This window comes from Micromonospora sp. NPDC005205 (assembly GCF_040608275.1).
Lineage (GTDB): Bacteria > Actinomycetota > Actinomycetes > Mycobacteriales > Micromonosporaceae > Micromonospora.
Window position 1 is genome coordinate 24,732 of record NZ_JBEXHV010000006.1, and the last position, 16,597, is coordinate 41,328.

General features: G+C 73.4%; 14 protein-coding genes. 7 read left to right on the forward strand and 7 right to left on the reverse strand.

The window, feature by feature from the left end:
* Window positions 1-34 precede the first annotated feature (34 nt).
* Window positions 35-3,388 (reverse strand): BTAD domain-containing putative transcriptional regulator, encoded by a 3,354-nt coding sequence (locus ABZU43_RS13485; protein WP_355006814.1) that lies wholly within the window; start codon window positions 3,386-3,388, stop codon window positions 35-37.
* Between the two features lie 137 nt (window positions 3,389-3,525).
* Between ABZU43_RS13485 and ABZU43_RS13490 the strand changes: the two genes are divergently transcribed.
* From ABZU43_RS13490 to ABZU43_RS13500, 3 genes are all read left to right on the forward strand, one after another.
* On the forward strand, window positions 3,526-4,404 hold the full coding sequence (locus ABZU43_RS13490) for an alpha/beta hydrolase (RefSeq protein WP_355006815.1): 879 nt from the start codon (window positions 3,526-3,528) through the stop codon (window positions 4,402-4,404).
* 368 nt (window positions 4,405-4,772) lie between these two features.
* Window positions 4,773-5,222 carry a hypothetical protein gene (locus ABZU43_RS13495; RefSeq protein ID WP_355006816.1) on the forward strand — a complete coding sequence of 150 codons (450 nt, stop codon included), beginning with the start codon at window positions 4,773-4,775 and terminating at the stop codon, window positions 5,220-5,222.
* A complete protein-coding gene (locus ABZU43_RS13500) occupies window positions 5,219-5,617 on the forward strand; it encodes a hypothetical protein (RefSeq protein WP_355006817.1) in 399 nt (132 codons plus the stop codon). Before ABZU43_RS13495 ends, ABZU43_RS13500 begins: the two co-directional genes overlap by 4 nt.
* Before the next feature lie 32 nt (window positions 5,618-5,649).
* Here ABZU43_RS13500 and ABZU43_RS13505 read toward each other — a convergent pair whose 3' ends face one another.
* From ABZU43_RS13505 to ABZU43_RS13515, 3 genes are all read right to left on the reverse strand, one after another.
* Window positions 5,650-7,818, reverse strand: coding sequence for a hypothetical protein (locus ABZU43_RS13505; protein ID WP_355006818.1), 2,169 nt, complete (start codon window positions 7,816-7,818; stop codon window positions 5,650-5,652).
* Entirely contained in the window at window positions 7,811-8,032 is a 222-nt protein-coding gene (locus ABZU43_RS13510; protein ID WP_355006819.1) for a hypothetical protein, read from the reverse strand. The genes ABZU43_RS13505 and ABZU43_RS13510 overlap by 8 nt, the downstream gene beginning before the upstream one ends.
* 108 nt (window positions 8,033-8,140) lie before the next feature.
* Window positions 8,141-9,058, reverse strand: a complete 918-nt coding sequence (locus ABZU43_RS13515; RefSeq protein ID WP_355006820.1) for an SDR family NAD(P)-dependent oxidoreductase — start codon at window positions 9,056-9,058, stop codon at window positions 8,141-8,143.
* A gap of 131 nt (window positions 9,059-9,189) precedes the next feature.
* Here ABZU43_RS13515 and ABZU43_RS13520 point away from each other — a divergent pair, with 131 nt between their 5' ends.
* Window positions 9,190-10,011 carry a helix-turn-helix transcriptional regulator gene (locus ABZU43_RS13520; protein WP_355006821.1) on the forward strand — a complete coding sequence of 274 codons (822 nt, stop codon included), beginning with the start codon at window positions 9,190-9,192 and terminating at the stop codon, window positions 10,009-10,011.
* Between the two features lie 3 nt (window positions 10,012-10,014).
* Here the strand turns inward: ABZU43_RS13520 and ABZU43_RS13525 are convergent, their stop codons facing one another.
* The 3 genes from ABZU43_RS13525 to ABZU43_RS13535 all read right to left on the reverse strand — a co-directional run bounded on the left by ABZU43_RS13525 (window position 10,015) and on the right by ABZU43_RS13535 (window position 13,182).
* Window positions 10,015-10,782: a TetR/AcrR family transcriptional regulator gene (locus ABZU43_RS13525; RefSeq protein ID WP_355006822.1), complete on the reverse strand. Its 768-nt coding sequence runs from the start codon at window positions 10,780-10,782 to the stop codon at window positions 10,015-10,017.
* A gap of 76 nt (window positions 10,783-10,858) precedes the next feature.
* Complete coding sequence (locus tag ABZU43_RS13530) at window positions 10,859-12,493, reverse strand: MFS transporter (protein ID WP_355006823.1); 1,635 nt, start codon at window positions 12,491-12,493, stop codon at window positions 10,859-10,861.
* Window positions 12,487-13,182 carry an SDR family oxidoreductase gene (locus ABZU43_RS13535; RefSeq protein ID WP_355006824.1) on the reverse strand — a complete coding sequence of 232 codons (696 nt, stop codon included), beginning with the start codon at window positions 13,180-13,182 and terminating at the stop codon, window positions 12,487-12,489. The genes ABZU43_RS13530 and ABZU43_RS13535 overlap by 7 nt, the downstream gene beginning before the upstream one ends.
* Before the next feature lie 162 nt (window positions 13,183-13,344).
* Between ABZU43_RS13535 and ABZU43_RS13540 the strand changes: the two genes are divergently transcribed.
* The 3 genes from ABZU43_RS13540 to ABZU43_RS13550 all read left to right on the forward strand — a co-directional run bounded on the left by ABZU43_RS13540 (window position 13,345) and on the right by ABZU43_RS13550 (window position 16,443).
* The gene (locus ABZU43_RS13540) at window positions 13,345-14,637 is read left to right on the forward strand and encodes a sensor domain-containing protein (protein WP_355006825.1); all 1,293 of its coding nucleotides are present in this window, start codon (window positions 13,345-13,347) and stop codon (window positions 14,635-14,637) included.
* Window positions 14,625-15,290 (forward strand): response regulator transcription factor, encoded by a 666-nt coding sequence (locus ABZU43_RS13545; RefSeq protein WP_355006826.1) that lies wholly within the window; start codon window positions 14,625-14,627, stop codon window positions 15,288-15,290. Before ABZU43_RS13540 ends, ABZU43_RS13545 begins: the two co-directional genes overlap by 13 nt.
* Window positions 15,291-15,381: 91 nt before the next feature.
* On the forward strand, window positions 15,382-16,443 hold the full coding sequence (locus ABZU43_RS13550) for a Gfo/Idh/MocA family oxidoreductase (protein ID WP_355006827.1): 1,062 nt from the start codon (window positions 15,382-15,384) through the stop codon (window positions 16,441-16,443).
* Window positions 16,444-16,597 lie beyond the last annotated feature (154 nt).

The window sequence follows — 16,597 nt, forward strand, 5'->3', positions numbered from 1 at the left end:
GCCCTGGCATCGGGCAGCATTCGCCCGGTGGCGCTCAGGTTGGGTCGTCGGCGCGGACGCGCGCCAGGAGCATCCGGGCGGTACGGCGATGCTCGGCGGCTTCCTCGTCGCGGCCCAGCGCAGCGGCCAGATCGGCGAGGTGCGCGGCCACCGGGCCGACGGTGACCACACCGCTGCCGGCAGCCAGTTCGGTGGCGGCGGGGCGGAGCGCGCGGGCGACGCGTTCCATCGTGGGACGGTCGCCGACGGCCAGCGCCGCCCGCGCGGTGAGGCACAGCCGCACCTCCCGAAGCAGATCGTGCGGCCCGTCCGGCAGGGCCCGCAACGCCGCTGTGGCAGCACCGGGGTCGTCGGCGGCAGCGAGCAGCAGGGGCCGCACCCAGGGCTCATGCGGGCCCCAGTCCAGCCGCTCCCAGTCCTCGTCGTCCGGCCCGGGAATCGGCCGCGGTACAGCGGCCAGCCGGGGGTCACCTGCCGGCGGGGCGTCGCTGACCGCGTCGGCCAGGCGCAGGCCGAGCAGGGCGAGCGGCAGCAAGCCCTGGGCCAGGCCCGGCATACCGTCGGCGGGCAGCTGTTCGGCGGCGGCACGGTACGCGGTTGCCGCGGCGTCCCGGTCGCCGCCCAATGCCAGCCGCAGCGCGGCGTACCACCGGGTGAAGACACCGACCAACGGCAGCTCGTACGCCTCGGCGAGGCGGTCGGCGGCGAGGGCGTGCGCGTCGGCGGCGGGCCGGTCGGCCAGCGCGCAGTTGGCCTGGACCAGGACGAGGTGGCCGAGCACCTCGAAGGTCACCAGGTGGTGCCGGGCGGCCAGCTCGACCAGTTCCACGCCGATCCGGGCCCGTGCGTCGGCCAGACCGACGCGGTGGAAGGCGTGCATGAAGCGGGCGTTGAGCGCGAACGCCAGCAGAGCGGGATCGCCGATGTCGCGGGCGATCGTCTCGGCCTCGGCGGCGGCGCGCCGGCCACGATCGGTGGTGGTGCCGCGCAGCTCCAGCGCGAGGGTGCTCAGCAGCCGGCTGCGCTGCGCCGAGCCGATCGGGCCGAGCGCGGTCAGGGCGTGTTCGGCGGCCCGGACGATGTGCCCGGAGAGCAGGTCGTCGTCGTTGCGCGTCCAACTGGCGGGCACGTCGAAGCCAGCCAGGGCCTCCTGGATCAGCAGGGGGTCGCCGGTGGACTCGGCGACGGTGATCGCCTCGGCACGCCGTAGCCGCGCCTCGGCGAGCCGGCCCGTCACGGCCAGCGCCCGCCCCAGGCCGAGCAGTGCGGTCACCCGCCCACGCGGCTCGACCCCGCCGGCACTGTCGTACGCGTCGATCGCCTGGCCCCACAGGCGGGCCGCCTCGTGGGGGTTGCCGCCCCGCTCGGCCCGCTCGGCCGCCACCTGGGCGTACGTCGACGCCTCGGCGGCGTGGACCGGCCCGCCGGCGCGCAGCAGGTGGTATGCGAGGGCCGCCGGCTCAACGGGTTCCCGCTGTCGCAGCACCTCGGCGACGGCCGCGTGCCAGGCGGCGCGGCGCGGCGCTGACAGGTCGGCGTAGAGCGTGTCGCGGACCAGGATGTGGGTGAAGCGCAGCCGCCCGTCGGACTCCCGCTCGCTGAGGAACCCGGCCGCCAGGGCGCGGTCCACGGCGTCCAGCGCCGCCGTCGGGTCACCGGCCAACGCGCCCAGCACGTCCGGGTCGAGGTCCCGACCGAGCACTGCCGCCTGCCGCAGGACGGTGCGGGTCGAGGCGGGTAGCTGCGCCAACCGGTGCCGGATCACGTCGCGTACCCCGGGCGGCACGGCTGCCAACCCCGCCTGCCCCGTGCTCGCGTACAGCTGGGCCAGCTCGCGGACGAAGAACGGGTTACCGCCGCTGCGCCGGTGGATCGACCGGGCGGTGGCCTGGTCCAGTTCCGCCCCGACGATGGCACCGGCCAGCTCGCCGGTCGCCGACGCGGGCAGGCCGGCAAGATACTCCCGGACCGGCTCCAGCCCCGCGGCGCGGGCCAGCGTGGCGGTCAGCTGCGGGCTGATCTCGGTGGCCCGGTAGGTGCCGAGGATCAGCACCGGCCCGCTGGCCGGCTGCGGGCCGGTGAGCAGTGCGGTCAGCAGGTCCAGGGTGTCGCCGTCGGCGCGGTGAAGGTCGTCGAGGACCAGCAGGACCGGCTCCCGGTCGGCGACCGCCGCGATCAGCGAGGCCACCGCGCGGTGTCGACGGAACCGCACGGTGGCGGGGTCGGCCGAACCGTCAGCCGAGCCGCCTCCCGGCTCGGCAGCGGCGGCGGGCGCGGCGGCGGTCCCGGCGAGCGTGTCGGTGATCTGGGTCCACGGCCACGCCGGTGGGGCGCCCTCGTACTCCGGGCTGCGTCCCCACGCCGTGGTCCAGCCCTCGGCGGCGAGTTGCCGGGTCAGGGCCTCGGCCAGCGCCGTCTTGCCGGCACCCGGGTCGCCACTGAGCAGGGCGAGCGTGGGCTGGCGGCGGCGGGACGCGGCCTCGGCGGCGTGCCGCAGCCGCTCCAGCTCCGCGTCGCGGCCGACGAACGGGCGCTGCTCCGTCTCGACGGGTCGCGCGGGTTCCCCGGGGCCGGGGGTGGCGGCCCGGTCGAGGGGCGGGGCGAGGTGCGGCGCCTGGGCGAGGATGTCGGTTTCCAGCCGTCGCAGCTCGGGTCCCGGGTCCACCCCCAGCTCGGTCACCAGGACGTGGCGGGCCTCCCGAAGTGCGGCCAGCGCGTCGCCCTGCCGGCCGGCGCGGTACCGGGCCGTCGCGAGCAGCCGCCACGCGTCCTCGCGCAGCGGATGGCTGGCCAGGTGTGCCGGCAGGTCAGCGGCGGCCTCGTCCGGTCGGCCCACCGCCAGGAGCGCCTCAGCCCGCCGCTCGACGGCGAGCATCCGCAGCTCGTCCAGCCGGTTGATCTCCGCGACCGCCCAGGACTCGTTGGCGCAGTCGGCGTACGCGGGCCCGCGCCAGAGCCCGAGCGCCGACTCCAGCGCGGCCAGGGCCGGCGCGGGACGCCCGGCCGCCAGCAGCCGGGCCGCCTCACCAACGGCCGCCTCGAACTGTCCGGCGTCCACCGCGTCCGGGGCGGCCTTCAGCGCGTACCCGGGTGGCTCGGTGACCAGGATCCGGGGCGGCTGCCGGGGTGGCCGATCGGGCTCCAGGGCCCGGCGCAGGTCGGCGACGAAGGTCCGGATCGCGCCCACAGCGCCGTCCGGTGCGACCTCCCACAGGTCGTCGACGAGACGATCCACCGGCACCACCCGACCGTGGGCGATCAACAGCCGGCCCAGCACCAGGCGCTGCCGGTGTCCCCGCAGGGCGACCGGGCCGCGCTCGGTCGCGGCGATCACCGGCCCGAGTACGCCGAAGGTCACCGCGACGGGCGCCGTCAGCTGCCTGGTCATGGCACCAATCTAGGCCCGTGGCCCGGCCGGCACTGATCCGACGCTGACCGGCTGCTGATCACCGCCGGGCAGGCTCGGTGAGGTACGACGGCGACGGGCCACCGCCCCGCCGGGACTGCTCACCAGAAAGGTTCCCCGTGGACCCGAAGATCAACGGATTCGACTACCGACGCGTCACCGTCGCCGACGGGGTGACGCTCAACGCCGCCGTGGGCGGTTCCGGGCCGGCGATCGTGCTGCTGCACGGTTTTCCGCAGACTCACCTCATGTGGCGGCACGTCGCCGCCGATCTGGCCGCCGACCACACGGTCATCTGCCCGGACCTGCGCGGCTACGGCGACAGCGACAAGCCCCTCGACACCGATGGCACCGGGTACGCCAAGCGCACCATGGCCGCCGACATCGTGGCGCTGGCCGGCGCGCTCGGTCACGAGCGGTTCGCCCTGGCCGGGCACGACCGGGGGGCTCTGGTCGCGTTCCGAGCCGGCCTCGACCATCCGGAGGCGATCAGTCACCTGGCCCTGCTCGACGTGCTACCCACGCTGGACATGTGGGACGTGTTGCACGGCGCCAGCGCCGCTGTGGCGTTTCACCTCTATCTGATGGCGCAGCCACCCGGCCTGCCCGAAGAGCTGATCGCCGGCAGCCCGGACGCCTTCTTCGGTCACTTCCTGGACGTCTGGACCCGTGATCCGGAGGCCCTGCCGGCGGAGGTGCGTGCCGCGTATCTGCGCGCGTCCCGCGACGCCGTCCCCTCGATCGTCGCCGACTACCGAGCGTCGGCCGGTATCGACGTGACCCACGACGCCGTTGACCGGGCGGCCGGCAACCAGCTGCGGATGCCGGTGGCGGTGCTCCAGCAGGACTGGGGCGCGGCGCTGGGCTACGACGCGGCGGCGGTGTGGCGGGCCTGGGCGCCGGATCTGGACCACCAGACGGTCAGCTGCGGGCACTTCATGGCGGAGGAGGCCCCAGCCGAGGTGCTCCGGGCGCTGCGCGCCCTGCTCGCTCGCTGATCGACAGGCGACCCGGCCCACGATCGTCACCCTGGGGAAGATATCTGACACTCCCTGTCACCGGGTGACCGTGCGGCCGGGTCGCCGCGCTTCACCCTTCCCACCGCCCAAAAACCAGCGTGCAACGCCCCTTGACCTGCGGGAATGCGACGTTACACAGGTGGACGCCAACCGGTCATCGGTGATACACAGGCAGGTACCGGCAGCCAACGACGTCGAGTCGCTCCATCTTCTCGCTCACCGACCGTCCACAGGCAACGCACCACCGGGCTCCGCCGCACGGTTCGCGGCTCCACGGCCGCGACCCACCGAACGGCACCGACCCACCGGGGCGCTGCCGGACGCCGGTCCTCGACCAAGGAGTTGCCGTGGGAAATCTTCGTATCCGATCCCGCCACCAGCCGTACGAGATCGCTGTCCTGGCCGCAGCACCGCTCTGCGGCGTTCTGATGATGACCCTCAACGTCCGGCCGACGTCCGTTCAGACGTCGATGCCGGAGCCCATCCAGGTCGCCTGGGAGCTGGGTCTGGTCGCGGTGGGCGTGGGCGGACTACTGGGCATCCTGTGGCCCGGCCGGCTCTCCACAGGGCTCGGCCTCGAACTCGCGTCGGTGCTGGTGCTGGGCACGATCACCGGCATGTACGCGGTGGCCCTGTTGGTCATGTCGGGCCGAAACTCCGTTGTCGCCACGTCGTTCGTGATGGCGGTGACGGTCGGGTCGCTCTGGCGGGCCGCGCAGATCGCCATCGACCTCCGCCGCCTGGCCCGCGCGTGCGAATTTCTGACCTACGAACAGTTGCAGGCAGGTGTCACGTGATTACCGCACCCGCGCCAGCTGCCCCGCACTGGGTGCAGGTGGCGCTCAGCGTGCTCGGCATCCTCGGCGGGGGCACCGGCCTTGCCGCGATCGCCACAGTCGTGGTGCAGCGGGGCAAGTTCAAGGCCGATGCCGCCGACACGCTCACCGAGGCCGCCCTCACGCTCGTGCAGCCGTTGCAGACACGGATCACCCAGTTGGAGGTCGAGGCGTTCAGCGCCCGGTCCGAGCTGGGCACGCTCCGCGAGCAGGTCAACCAGTTGCAGTTCGTCGTCCGGGTGCTCACCCGGACGTTGGACCGCTGGCGGGCCGCGATCCGGGCCCCCGACGCCACCCTGCGCAAGGTCCGCGCGACGGTGGCGGAGTCCGACCGGATTCCTGAGATGGATCGTTGACCGGCGTCGCTGCCCCCTGTGGCCGGTAACCCTCAATTGGCGTCGCGAAGGCGTTCGGTGAGTTCGCGCACCGCAGCCCGGAACTCGGGGTCGGTCTCGCCCGGATGATGCCCCCGCAGCGGCGGCGCGGACCGCTCTCCCGGCGCTGGCAGCAGGTGTGCAGGGTCCCGCAACCGCCTGTCGACCTGGCCCGCCGGATCGACCGGGTCCGGAGCTGGATCACCGGGTCGGTGTGCGGCGAACACCCAGCCGCCGACCGGGTCGGTCTCCCGCCAGAGGTTGAGCCACCGCCACTCGACCCGCTCCCCCACCTCCCGCAGCACCTGCTCGTTGAGGTAGGCCGGAAAGAGCCGGGCGTACAGGCGGTCCAGCGGTGAACCGTAGGTGAGCAGCGCGACCCGTCGGCGTACGCGCGGAGGCAGCCGCAGCACCGCCAGCGCCAGCAGCGCGGACCCGTGGCTGTGCCCGCAGAGCAACACCCCGGCGTGCCGCTCGGCCAGTTGGCTGATCCGGTCGGCCAGCTCCGGCACGGCCCGGTCGGCGTAGCTCGGCGGGGCGAACGGGTGCGCGGCCCGAGGCCAGAAGGTACCCAGGTCCCACAGAATGCCGACGTGCCGGCGGAACCACGCGGTCCGATAGGCGAACACACCCCCGGCCAACAGTGTGAGGAGCAGTCCCGCGAGAAGATAGGTGCTTCCGGTGAGCCCCATCTCGACGACTCGTGGCGGCAGCCCGAACACCTGTCGCGCCAACTCCTCCGGCTCACGCCCGGTACGCCCCACCAGGCTCGTGATCAGTCCGATCAGCGCGAGCACCGCGTACGTGGTCGCGATCAGACCCAGCCACTCGGTGAACCTCGCCCGGGCGATGGTCGTCATCGTCAGCCGCAGCCGCCCCGCCGCCTCCGGCGGAACCACCGGGAAGTCGAGACGGGTGATCGCCGTTGCCGCGGCGCGTCGTCGCCGCCGCGACAGGAGGGTCAGGGCGCCACACACCAGCACCCCCGCGACCACGTGCAGGAAGAAGGACAGGAGCGTCCAGCGGTACGGCAGCGGCGGTCCACCGTCGCCGGAGTAACCGCCGAGCAACTGCCCGATCTGGTAGACGAGACCGGCGGAGAGCCCGCCGGCCAGGCCGACCGCGAAGGCGGCGACGACCGCCGCGCCCAGGCCACGCCGCAGCGCGGACCGTCCGCCCGCACGGCCACGGTGCCACAGCACCAGCCCGCTGAGCACCACCAGCAGGGTCATCTGACCGAACAGGGCCCCGGCCGCGATCCCGCCGTAGCCGGGCATCCCGGTCGACGACGGCCAGCCATGGTCGTCGCGCGCGACGAGGACGAGGGTCGCCACGCTCAGACCGACGGCCAGGACGCCTGTGGTGCGGGCGGTCCATTCCGCGGTTCGCGCCATCGCGGCCCGGTCGGCCAGCCCGGGGGCGGCGAGCAGACCGACGCAGACCAGCAGCACCACCACGCTGAGGGTCAGCAGCAACGTCGTCCCGACCGTCGCGCCACCGGTGTGACGGGCCGCCAGCAGCATGAGATCGAGTACGGCGAGCGCGGCGGCGACGTGGATCGCTCGCAGCCGCTGCACCAGCGGTTCCACGGTCCACACCGCGTTGCCGTCCGGGTGGGACCGGCGCTTGCCGACAAGTAGGAGTAACACGATGGCGGCGATCGGCAGGAGTGCCAGCACGCACAGCCGCTGCCCGAGGTGCCGGCCGTCGAGCCCGGCCATCGTGTCGAAGGGCTCACGACAGCGGGCCGCACCGAGACACCGCCAGGCGAACAGGTCGAGGGCGACCCCGGCGATGGACACCACGTACAGCACTGTGAGGTTGAGCGCGAGGAGCCGGCACAGCATGGTGACCCCGGCGGCACGGCGGCGGCCGGTGGGCAGCATCCACACGGCCACGTTGCTGAACATGAACGGCAGCAGGAAGACCATGGAGAGGGTCCGGGCCACGGTGCCCGCGGGCAGGTCACCCCAGCGGTACGCCTCCAGCGTCACCCCGTCCGGGTCGGTGCCCTCCGACCGGTCGGGGCGGTGGAAGCCGCCGCGGTTGTCGCCGGCGACCTGCCGGACTCCCGGGCGGTCGAGGATGACTGTGGGTTCGCCCCCGGACACGCCGTGCACCCGCAACTCCACCACGTCGGGTCTGCGCGGTTGGTTGCCGTGGTCCGGCTCTCTCTCAGGCATCGGGCCGCTCCCCGTGCCGCCGCTGGTCGGACCCGTCCCGTCCGCTGACCTGTCGCGCGTATCCCCGCAGGCCGGGCATCCCGTCGACCAGGACGATGAGCAGCAGCTGGGCGGTCAGGAGCAGCGCGGGGCCGATGACGCCCAGGGCCAGGAACGACGCCCTGCCCGGGTTAACCCGCCAAAGCAGCAGCCGTCCCGGAAGCCCGCCCGCCATCGCCATCCTTCCCCGGCCCGCAGCTGCCACCGCCGGACCAGTCGTACCACCCGGACTGCCAGGCCCGGAGTGGTTCCGTCGAGCCGGGCCGGCCGGCGTGACGCCGCGCTACGACATCAGGTCCGACGCCACGTCCCAGAGCCGTGCGGCGTTGCCGGGGTCGACCGCGTACGCGGCCACGCCGCTGTAGTCGGCGGGCCGCTCGGTGACGACCGGGGCCTCGGCGCAGTCCTCGAAGTAGCGACCGCCGACACCGTCGAGCAGGGGGGACGCCGCGAGCAGCACGGAGGTCGCCGCGCCCTGCTGCGGGGTCTTGTGCACTTCCCGGGGCGACTTCAGCCCACCGGTGTGCTTCTGCAACCCGGTGGCGATGGCGCCCGGGTTCAGCGCGTTGGCGTAGATGCCCTCGCCGGACCAGCGGCGGGTGGCTTCCACGGCGAGCAGGGCCTCCGCGCTCTTGGACTGCCCGTAGGCCAGTAGCGGGTCGTACGGCCGGAACGCGAAGTGCAGGTCGTCGAAGATCACCGGGGAGAAGAGGTTGCCGCTGGAGCTGACCGACACGACTCGGGCGCCGCCGGCCGCGGCGAGGGCGTCGTGCAGGCCGACGGTCAACGCGAAGTGCCCCATGAAGTTGGTGGCGAACTGCATCTCCCAGCCCTCGGCGGTGCGCTCCAGCTCGGGCAGCGCCATGATCCCCGCGTTGTTGACAAGGATGTGCAGCGGCTGGTCCCAGGCGGCGACGAACTGGCGTACCGAATCCTGGTCGGCCAGGTCCAGCGCGCGGACGGTGACCCGCTCCGCGCCGATGCTGGCCGCGATGTCGCCGGCGGCCTGCTCACCCGCCGCGACCCGGCGGACCCCGAGCACGACCTCGGCGCCGGCAGCGGCGAGGGAACGGGCCGTCTCGATGCCGATGCCGGCGGCACCGCCGGTGATGATGGCCCGCTTGCCGCTGAGGTCCACCCCGGCGATGACCTCGTCGGCGGTGGAGGCGAAACCGAAGGGGGTCGTGATGCGCTCTGTCATTGCTGTCCCGTCTCTCGATCACGCTTACTCCGACACTGTCACCCGGGCGGCAGGCGTTAGCCGGTTCCCTGTTTTTCCTGGTAGTGGCAGGACCAGGATGGGCGGTCGGTGGCGGCTCCTACGATGGGCGGGTGAGCGCGGCCGGCCCGCTGGGCGAATACCTGCGTGCCCGGCGTGAGCTGATCGGGCCGGGTGACGTCGGCTTGCCCGCGCACGGCCGTCGGCGGGTCCCCGGCCTGCGGCGCGAGGAGGCCGCCCTGCTCGCCGGCATCAGCGCCGACTACTACCTGCGGTTGGAGCAGGGGCGTGACAGGCACCCGTCGACGCAGGTGGTCGAGGCGCTGGCACGCGCGTTGAGGCTGGACGCGGACGCGGAGGCACACCTGCACGCCCTGGCCCGGCCGGTGCCGGCCCGCCGGGCGGCGCGACCCTCGGAGCGGGTGCCGGTGGGCATCCGGCAGTTGGTCGGTTCGTGGGCCGAGACCCCGGCCTTCGTGCACGGTCGACACCTGGACGTGCTCTTCGCCAACCCCGCCGCGACCGCGCTGGCGCCGATCTTCACCACCGGGGTGAATCTCCTGCGCGCGGTCTTCCTGGACCCGAGCGTGCCGGCGCTCTACCCGGCTCTGACGGCTGTCGCGGCCAACGCGGTGGCCGGCCTGCGCGCACAGGTCGGCCCCGAGGTGGACGACCCCCACCTCGTCGAACTGGTGCGGGAGCTGACGGCCGGCAGCGAACGGTTTCGGCGGTTGTGGGCCCGGCACGACGTCACGGCCCGCGCCGGCGGTGGGGTGCGGGTGTTCCAGCACCCGGAGGTGGGCGAGTTGGCGCTGCGCTACGAGAAGCTCACGATCAGCGGCACCACCCAGTCTCTGGTGGTCTATCACGCCGAGCCGGGCAGCCCGTCGGCGCGCTCGCTGGCCCGGCTGGCTCGACGGGCAGCACCGCGCTAGCGGCTACCGGTTGGCCGCCCGCTCGGTGACCACCACCGAGATCCCGTCGAGGACGCGTTGCAGACCGAACTCGAACGCGTACTCCGGGCCGTACGCGGCACCGTGCTGCTGGCCGGCCGCGGTGCCGACCCGGGACGCGGTCGGGTAGGCGTCGGGCTTCAGGAATGTCTCCAGCCAGGGCGCGTGCGACTGCCACCACTGGCCATCGGTCATGCCGGTCTCGCGCTCCAGGTCGACCACCTCGGAGGCGGCCCGGGCGGCGCTCTTCACGTGACCCAGCACGAGGGTGAGCACGGCGTCGACCTCGACGTCCGTGAGCCCGATGTCGACGATGGCGCTCAGCTCGTAGTCGTACTTGGCCATCAGGTGCGGACCGAGCACCGGTCGGGTCGTCTCGGCCCGCAGCATCCAGGGATGCCGCTGGTAGAGCGCCAGATTGTCGCGGGCGATCCGCTCCAACCGCGTACGCCAGTCGCCCTCGACGGCGGGGCGTGGCATCTCGCCGTACGCGGTGTCGATCATGACGGCGACGAGTTCGGCCTTGCCCGGCACGTAGGTGTAGACCGACATCGTGCCGACCCCCAGCGCCTCACCGACCCGGCGCATGGTCAGCGCGTCGAGCCCCTCGGCGTCGGCGATGTCGATCGCGACCCGGACGATCCGATCGACGCTGAGCGCCGGACCGGCGCTGCGGCTGGTCGGCTCCCGGGTGCGCCAGAGAAGGGCCAGGCTGCGGGCCGGGTCCGCGGTCGCCTTGCGCTCACTCGCCATGGTGCGGCCATCCTAACAACGAGACCGTACGTCGTACCCGGCCGCGCCGGCCCTGCTCCGGGGGTGCCGCGCGGTGTCAGAGCGCCTCGCGGTCGTCGGAGAGCGTCGGGCCGGCCGCGGCGGGCACCAGGTGTCGGACCTCCGGTTCCCCGTCGGTCAACTCCCGGGCCCGTTGCTCGGCCGCACGGTCCTCACCTGTCAACCGGCCGCCGTGCTGGCGCAGGTGCTCGTCCCAGGACGGCACCAGGTACACCTCGACGAACCGGTCCACCGTCTCGGCCGGGCGGAACAGCCCCCACCGCATCGCGCCGGTCCGCTGCCGCGCGCCACGCACCAGGTCCATCGCCGCCAGGAACCGTTGGGTCCGCTCCGGCCGGACCGTGTACTGCACTGTCACCAGCACCGGCCCCACCCCCGGGTCCGGCTCCCGCGCCAGGTGCAGTTGCGGCCAGTAGGCAGCCGGTTCCCGGTTGACCGAGCGCAGGTCCGGCAACGGCCAGATCCGACTCGTCAGGGTGCCGAGAAGCATCAGGGCCGCCGCCGCCAGGTACGCGGGGAGCAGCCCGGCCATCTCGGCCACCAGACCCCACAGCAGCGCGCCGGCGGCCTGCCCACCGGCGAAGCACACCTGGTAGACGGCCAGGCCCCGGGCCCGTACCCAACTCGGCAGGAAGAGCTGCATCTCGGCGTTGACGTTGGCCAGCACCGTCACCCAGGCCATCCCGGCGGGCAGCAGGGCGAGCAGCACCAGCGGCACCGCCCGGACGGTGCCGACGACGGTCAGCGCCACTGTGAACAGCGCCCCGGCGATCAGCAGGAGCTGGTTGGCCGTCAGCCGGGTGCGGATCACGGCCAGCAGCACGCCACCCGCGATGGCGCCCACGCCGAGGGCGGCCAACAGCACCCCGTACCCGCCGGAGCCCAGCCCCAGCCGCCGACTCGCCACCAACGGCAGCAACGCCCACAGCGCGCTGGCCGGGACCACGAAGACCAACGCACGGCGCAACAGCCGGCGGACGATCGGCGAGTGGCGTACGTAGCGGCTGCCGGCGCGCAACGCGGCGGTGAACCGTTCCGGCACCTCGACCGCGCGGGCGTTGCCGGGTCGCCAGCGCCACAGCGCGTACGCGAAGATCGCGAAGGCGACCGCGTTGATGCCGAAGACCGGGGCCACGCCGGTACGGGCGATCAGCACGCCGGCCACCGCGGGTCCGACCGCCCTCGCCACGTTCACGCTTATCGACCCGAGCGCGGACGCCGACCGGAGTTGTTCCTGCGGCACCAGCTCCGGGATCACCGCCGCCCAGGCCGGCAGGGTCAGCGCCTGCCCGACACCGAACGCGAAGGTGAGGGTGAGCAGCAGCGCGGGCGGCATCCGGTCGGTCACTGTGAGCAGCGTCAACACGACCGCCACCGCCACCAGGAACAGCTGCACGGCGATCAGCAGGTGCCGGCGGTCGAAGCTGTCGGCCAGCACCCCGGCGGGCAACGCCAGCAGCAGCACCGGCAGCAGACTGGCGGTCTGCACCAACGCGACGAGGGTGGAGGCGTTGGAGTGGTTGATCAGCAGCCACTGCGCGCCGACGGTCTGCATCCAGGTGCCGATGTTGGCGGCGAGCAGGGCCAGCCACAGGTTGCGGTAGACCGCCGTCCGCAGCGGCGCCCAGGCCGAGACCGGACGGTCGGCGGGTCCGGCTGCGGCCGTCACCACCGCCCGTCCGCGCGCAGCACGCGCTCACCGGAGACGTAGAGGTCGTCGGGTTCGAGCAGCAGCAACCGGACGACCTCGGTGGCGACCTGGTCGGGCATGGCGTACACCTCGTCCAGGAACTCGGCACCCACCCGTTCCTGTAGCCGGGTCGGCATCGGCCCGGGGTGCAGCTGCATCACCTTGACCCGGTTGCTGTGCTGGGCCTCGGCCAGCGAATCGACAAGGCTGTTGCCGTAGCTCTTGGTGGCCCGGTAGACGGGGATGCCGGGCCGGGGGGCCGCCAGCGCCAGCGCGCCGATGTAGACGACGTTGCCGTGACCCTGCCGGTGCAGGTGCTGCACCGCCTCCCGCAGCAGGTACGTGATGCCCAGAACGTTGATCTCCACGGCCCGGCGGATGTGTTCCACCGACAGGTCCCCCAGGTCGCCGCCCGCCCACATGGAGGCGCAGGCCGCCACCCCGTCGATCGTGCCGTAGCGCTCGACCACCTCGGCGAAGGAGTCACGGACCTGCTCGTAGGAGGAGATGTCGCAGACGGCGCCGTCGCAACCCAGCTCGTCGGTAGCGGCGGCGACCTCGGCGGGCACGTTGCCGAACACCACCACCTGATGCTCGTCGACGAGCAGTCGGGCCACCGCGAGGCCGAGACCGCTGGTCCCGCCGACCACCACGAAGGTTCTGGCACCCATGTCTCTCCAGCCGCCGCCAGCACAGGTCACGCGGGTCGCGTGACCTCGCGTTCTTCCCGTTTCCGGGCCGCGCACACCCGTTCGCTGGTAGTGCTGGGCATACCCCGAAGAGGGGATCTGGACGGCTGGGGCACCCGGTCGCCCCCGATTAGCGTCTGCTGCATGACCACGGAACACCCTTCGCACCTGGCCGAGGCGCTGCGCCGCCGCCGCTGGCTGATCTCCGCGTGGCCCTGGCGCGCGCTGGCCTACCTGGTCACCACGGTGCCGATCGCCGGCGTGCTCGGCGTCGGGCTGCTCGTCATCGGCGCGCCCCTGCTGGCCGCCGCCAACGGGCTCCGCCTGCACGGCCGACCACCGAGCATCGCGCTGATGCTGTTCCTGGCGACCGGCAGCCTCACCCTGTTGGCGTTGGCCCCGCTCGTGAGCTTCCCGGTGGCCGTCGTCGAGCGGTGGCGGGTCGGGCTCGTCGACGGTCGCCCGCTGCCCTCGTCGCCGTGGCCGGGCCTGGTTGCCCGCTACCGCAACGCCGCGACCTGGCGGGAGGTGGCCTACCTGTTCTGGCTGGGCGGGTTCACTCCGGTCGCCTACTGGGTGTTCCTGGTGCTGGTGCTGCTCGACCTCGGAATGATCTCCAGCCCCTGGCTGGCCGGAGACGCCAACCAGCCGGTGGTGATCTGGCAGCCGATCGACAGCACCGGCGAAGCCATTCCGTACGCCATCGTGGGGGTGCTGCTGGTCCCGGTTCTCTGGTACGCCGTCGGTCTGCTCGCCGCCGTCCAGGCAGCCGTGGCCCGGTGGTTGCTGGCCCACCCGGTGGACGCGGCGGCGCTGCGCGAGGTCACCCGCTCCCGCACCCGACTGGTCGGCGCGTACGAGGCCGAACGCCGTCGTATCGAGCGCGACCTGCACGACGGCGCACAGCCCCGGCTGACCAGCCTCACCCTCCAGCTCGGGCTGGCCCGGCTGGACGTACCCGAGGACTCCCCCGCGTCCCGCCCCCTCGCCGTGGCGCACGACCAGGCCCGGGGCCTGATGGTGATGCTGCGGCAGTTGGTGCACGGCATCCGCCCGCAGAGCCTCACCGACCTCGGCCTGGCCGGCGCCGTCCGCGAGCTGGCCGACGCCGCCACCATCCCGGTCGCCGTGCACGCCGACCTGCACGACGAGCTGCCGGAGATCGTGGACACCACCGCCTACTTCGTGGTCTCCGAGGCGCTGGGCAACGTGGCCCGGCACGCCCGGGCGACCCGCGCCGACGTACGCCTCACCCGGGTCGGCGGTGACCTCGTCGTCGAGGTGACCGACGACGGCCACGGCGGCGCCGACCCGGCCCGGGGCACCGGCCTGACCGGGCTCGCCGACCGGGTCGCCGCCGTGGACGGCCGGCTACTGCTGTCCAGCCCGCCCGGCGGTCCTACAGTGGTCCGGGTGGAGTTGCCATGTCGTCGGTGACCCGGGTGGTGCTCGCCGAGGACGAGGTGCTGCTGCGGGAGGGTCTGGTCGCGCTGCTGACCCGCTTCGACTTCACCGTGTGCGCGGCCGTCGGCTCCGCACCGGACCTGCTGGCGGCGGCCCGCGACCACCAACCGGACCTGGTGCTGACCGATATCCGGATGCCGCCGGGCCGCCGCGACGACGGGCTGCGCGCGGCCGTCACGCTGCGCACCGAGCGACCTGACCTCCCGGTCGTGGTGCTCAGCCAGTACGTGCAGACCGGGTACGCGGCGGCGCTGCTGGACAGCGGCGACGGCCAACGCGTCGGCTACCTGCTCAAGGACCGGGTCGCCGAGGTCACCGAGTTCGTCGACACGCTGCGCCGGGTCGCCGACGGCGGCACCGCCATCGACCCGGACGTGGTCCGGCAACTGCTGCACCGCCCCCGCGACCCGCTCGCCGCGCTGTCCGCCCGGGAACGGGAGGTGTTGGCGCTGCTCGCCGAGGGACGCTCCAACGCCTCGATCGCCGGCCGGTTGCACGTCAGCGAGGCGGCGGTCGGCAAGCATGTCGGCAACATCCTGCTGAAGCTCGACCTGCCCCCCAGCGACGACACCAACCGGCGGGTGCTCGCGGTCCTCACCTACCTGCGCGCCGACCCGGTGACCTGACCGGCACCGGGCCGAGATCGGGCCCGGCGTAGATTCTTCTCAGCGGTACCGCGCCAGGTCAGGGCGCGGACCATCCAGACGGGGGCACGGCATGGCGAAGACGCTGCGGGTTGGTCTGCTGGGGTACGGGCTGGCGGGCCGGGTGTTCCACGCGCCGCTGATCGCCGCGACCCCCGGGCTGCGGCTCGACGCCATCGTGACCCGTGATCCGCAGCGACGCGAGCAGGCGCGACAGCACTTCCCGGACGCCCGCCTGGTCGACGACGCCGACGAGTTGTGGCGTACCCCGGACGCCCTGGACCTGGTCGTGGTGGCGACGCCGAACCGGCAGCACGTGCCGATGGCGCGCGCGGCGCTCGCCGCCGGCCTGCCGGTCGTCGTCGACAAGCCCCTCTCCCCGACCGCCGCGGAGGGCCGCGTGCTGATCGACGAGGCGACCGAGCGTGGGGTGCCGCTGACGGTCTTCCAGAACCGGCGCTGGGACGGTGACTTCCTGACCGTCCGCCGCCTGGTCGAGCAGGGCGAGTTGGGGCAGGTGCTGCGCTTCGAGTCCCGGTTCGAGCGCTTCCGTCCGACGATCAAGCCGGGCTGGCGGGAGCTTGCCGGGCCGGAGGAGGCCGGCGGCGCCCTCTTCGACCTCGGTGCCCACCTCGTCGACCAGGCGGTGCAGCTGTTCGGCCAGGTCGAGAGGGTGTACGCGGAGGTGGACCGTCGCCGCTCGGGCGCGGCCGTCGACGACGACGCCTTCGTGGCGTTGACCCACGCCAGCGGGGTCCACTCGCACCTGTGGATGGGTGCGGTGACCGCTCAGCTCGGGCCGCGCCTGCGGGTGCTGGGCGACCGGGCCGGCTACACCAGCTACGGGCTGGACGTGCAGGAGGCGGCGCTGCACGACGGTGGCCGCCCGGACCAGCCGGGCTGGGGTGAGGTCCCGCCGGACCGCTACGGCCTGCTCGGCGTCGACGGTGACCTGCGGCCGGTGCCGACCGAACCCGGCGCGTACCAGAGCTTCTACGCCCAGGTGGCGGCTGCGCTGCGCGACGGCACGCCGATGCCGGTGGACCCACGGGACTCCGTCCACACTGTCGAGTTGATCGAGCTGGCCCACCGGTCGGCGGCCGAGGGCGCGGTCCTGCCGGTTTCGAAGGCCTGACCGGTTCGCTCGTCCCGCCACCCGGGCTCCTGACTGACGCGTAAAACCAGTGGAGCGGCGCCGCCGTGCGCCGTTACCGTGCTGCGTAACCAGGTCGTCTAGGCAAGGACGTGCCGTTGTACACCCTGTGAGACCTCCCGAGAGCTGATCTGTC

Bases quoted from the DNA above. Each gene is read 5' to 3' on its own strand.
- ABZU43_RS13485 (WP_355006814.1), bottom strand. From the start codon at position 3,388: ATGACCAGGCAGCTGACGGCGCCCGTCGCGGTGACCTTCGGCGTACTC.
- ABZU43_RS13505 (WP_355006818.1), bottom strand. From the start codon at position 7,818: ATGCCTGAGAGAGAGCCGGACCACGGCAACCAACCGCGCAGACCCGAC.
- ABZU43_RS13510 (WP_355006819.1), bottom strand. From the start codon at position 8,032: ATGGCGGGCGGGCTTCCGGGACGGCTGCTGCTTTGGCGGGTTAACCCG.
- ABZU43_RS13515 (WP_355006820.1), bottom strand. From the start codon at position 9,058: ATGACAGAGCGCATCACGACCCCCTTCGGTTTCGCCTCCACCGCCGAC.
- ABZU43_RS13525 (WP_355006822.1), bottom strand. From the start codon at position 10,782: ATGGCGAGTGAGCGCAAGGCGACCGCGGACCCGGCCCGCAGCCTGGCC.
- ABZU43_RS13535 (WP_355006824.1), bottom strand. From the start codon at position 13,182: ATGGGTGCCAGAACCTTCGTGGTGGTCGGCGGGACCAGCGGTCTCGGC.
- ABZU43_RS13540 (WP_355006825.1), top strand. From the start codon at position 13,345: ATGACCACGGAACACCCTTCGCACCTGGCCGAGGCGCTGCGCCGCCGC.
- ABZU43_RS13545 (WP_355006826.1), top strand. From the start codon at position 14,625: ATGTCGTCGGTGACCCGGGTGGTGCTCGCCGAGGACGAGGTGCTGCTG.
- ABZU43_RS13550 (WP_355006827.1), top strand. From the start codon at position 15,382: ATGGCGAAGACGCTGCGGGTTGGTCTGCTGGGGTACGGGCTGGCGGGC.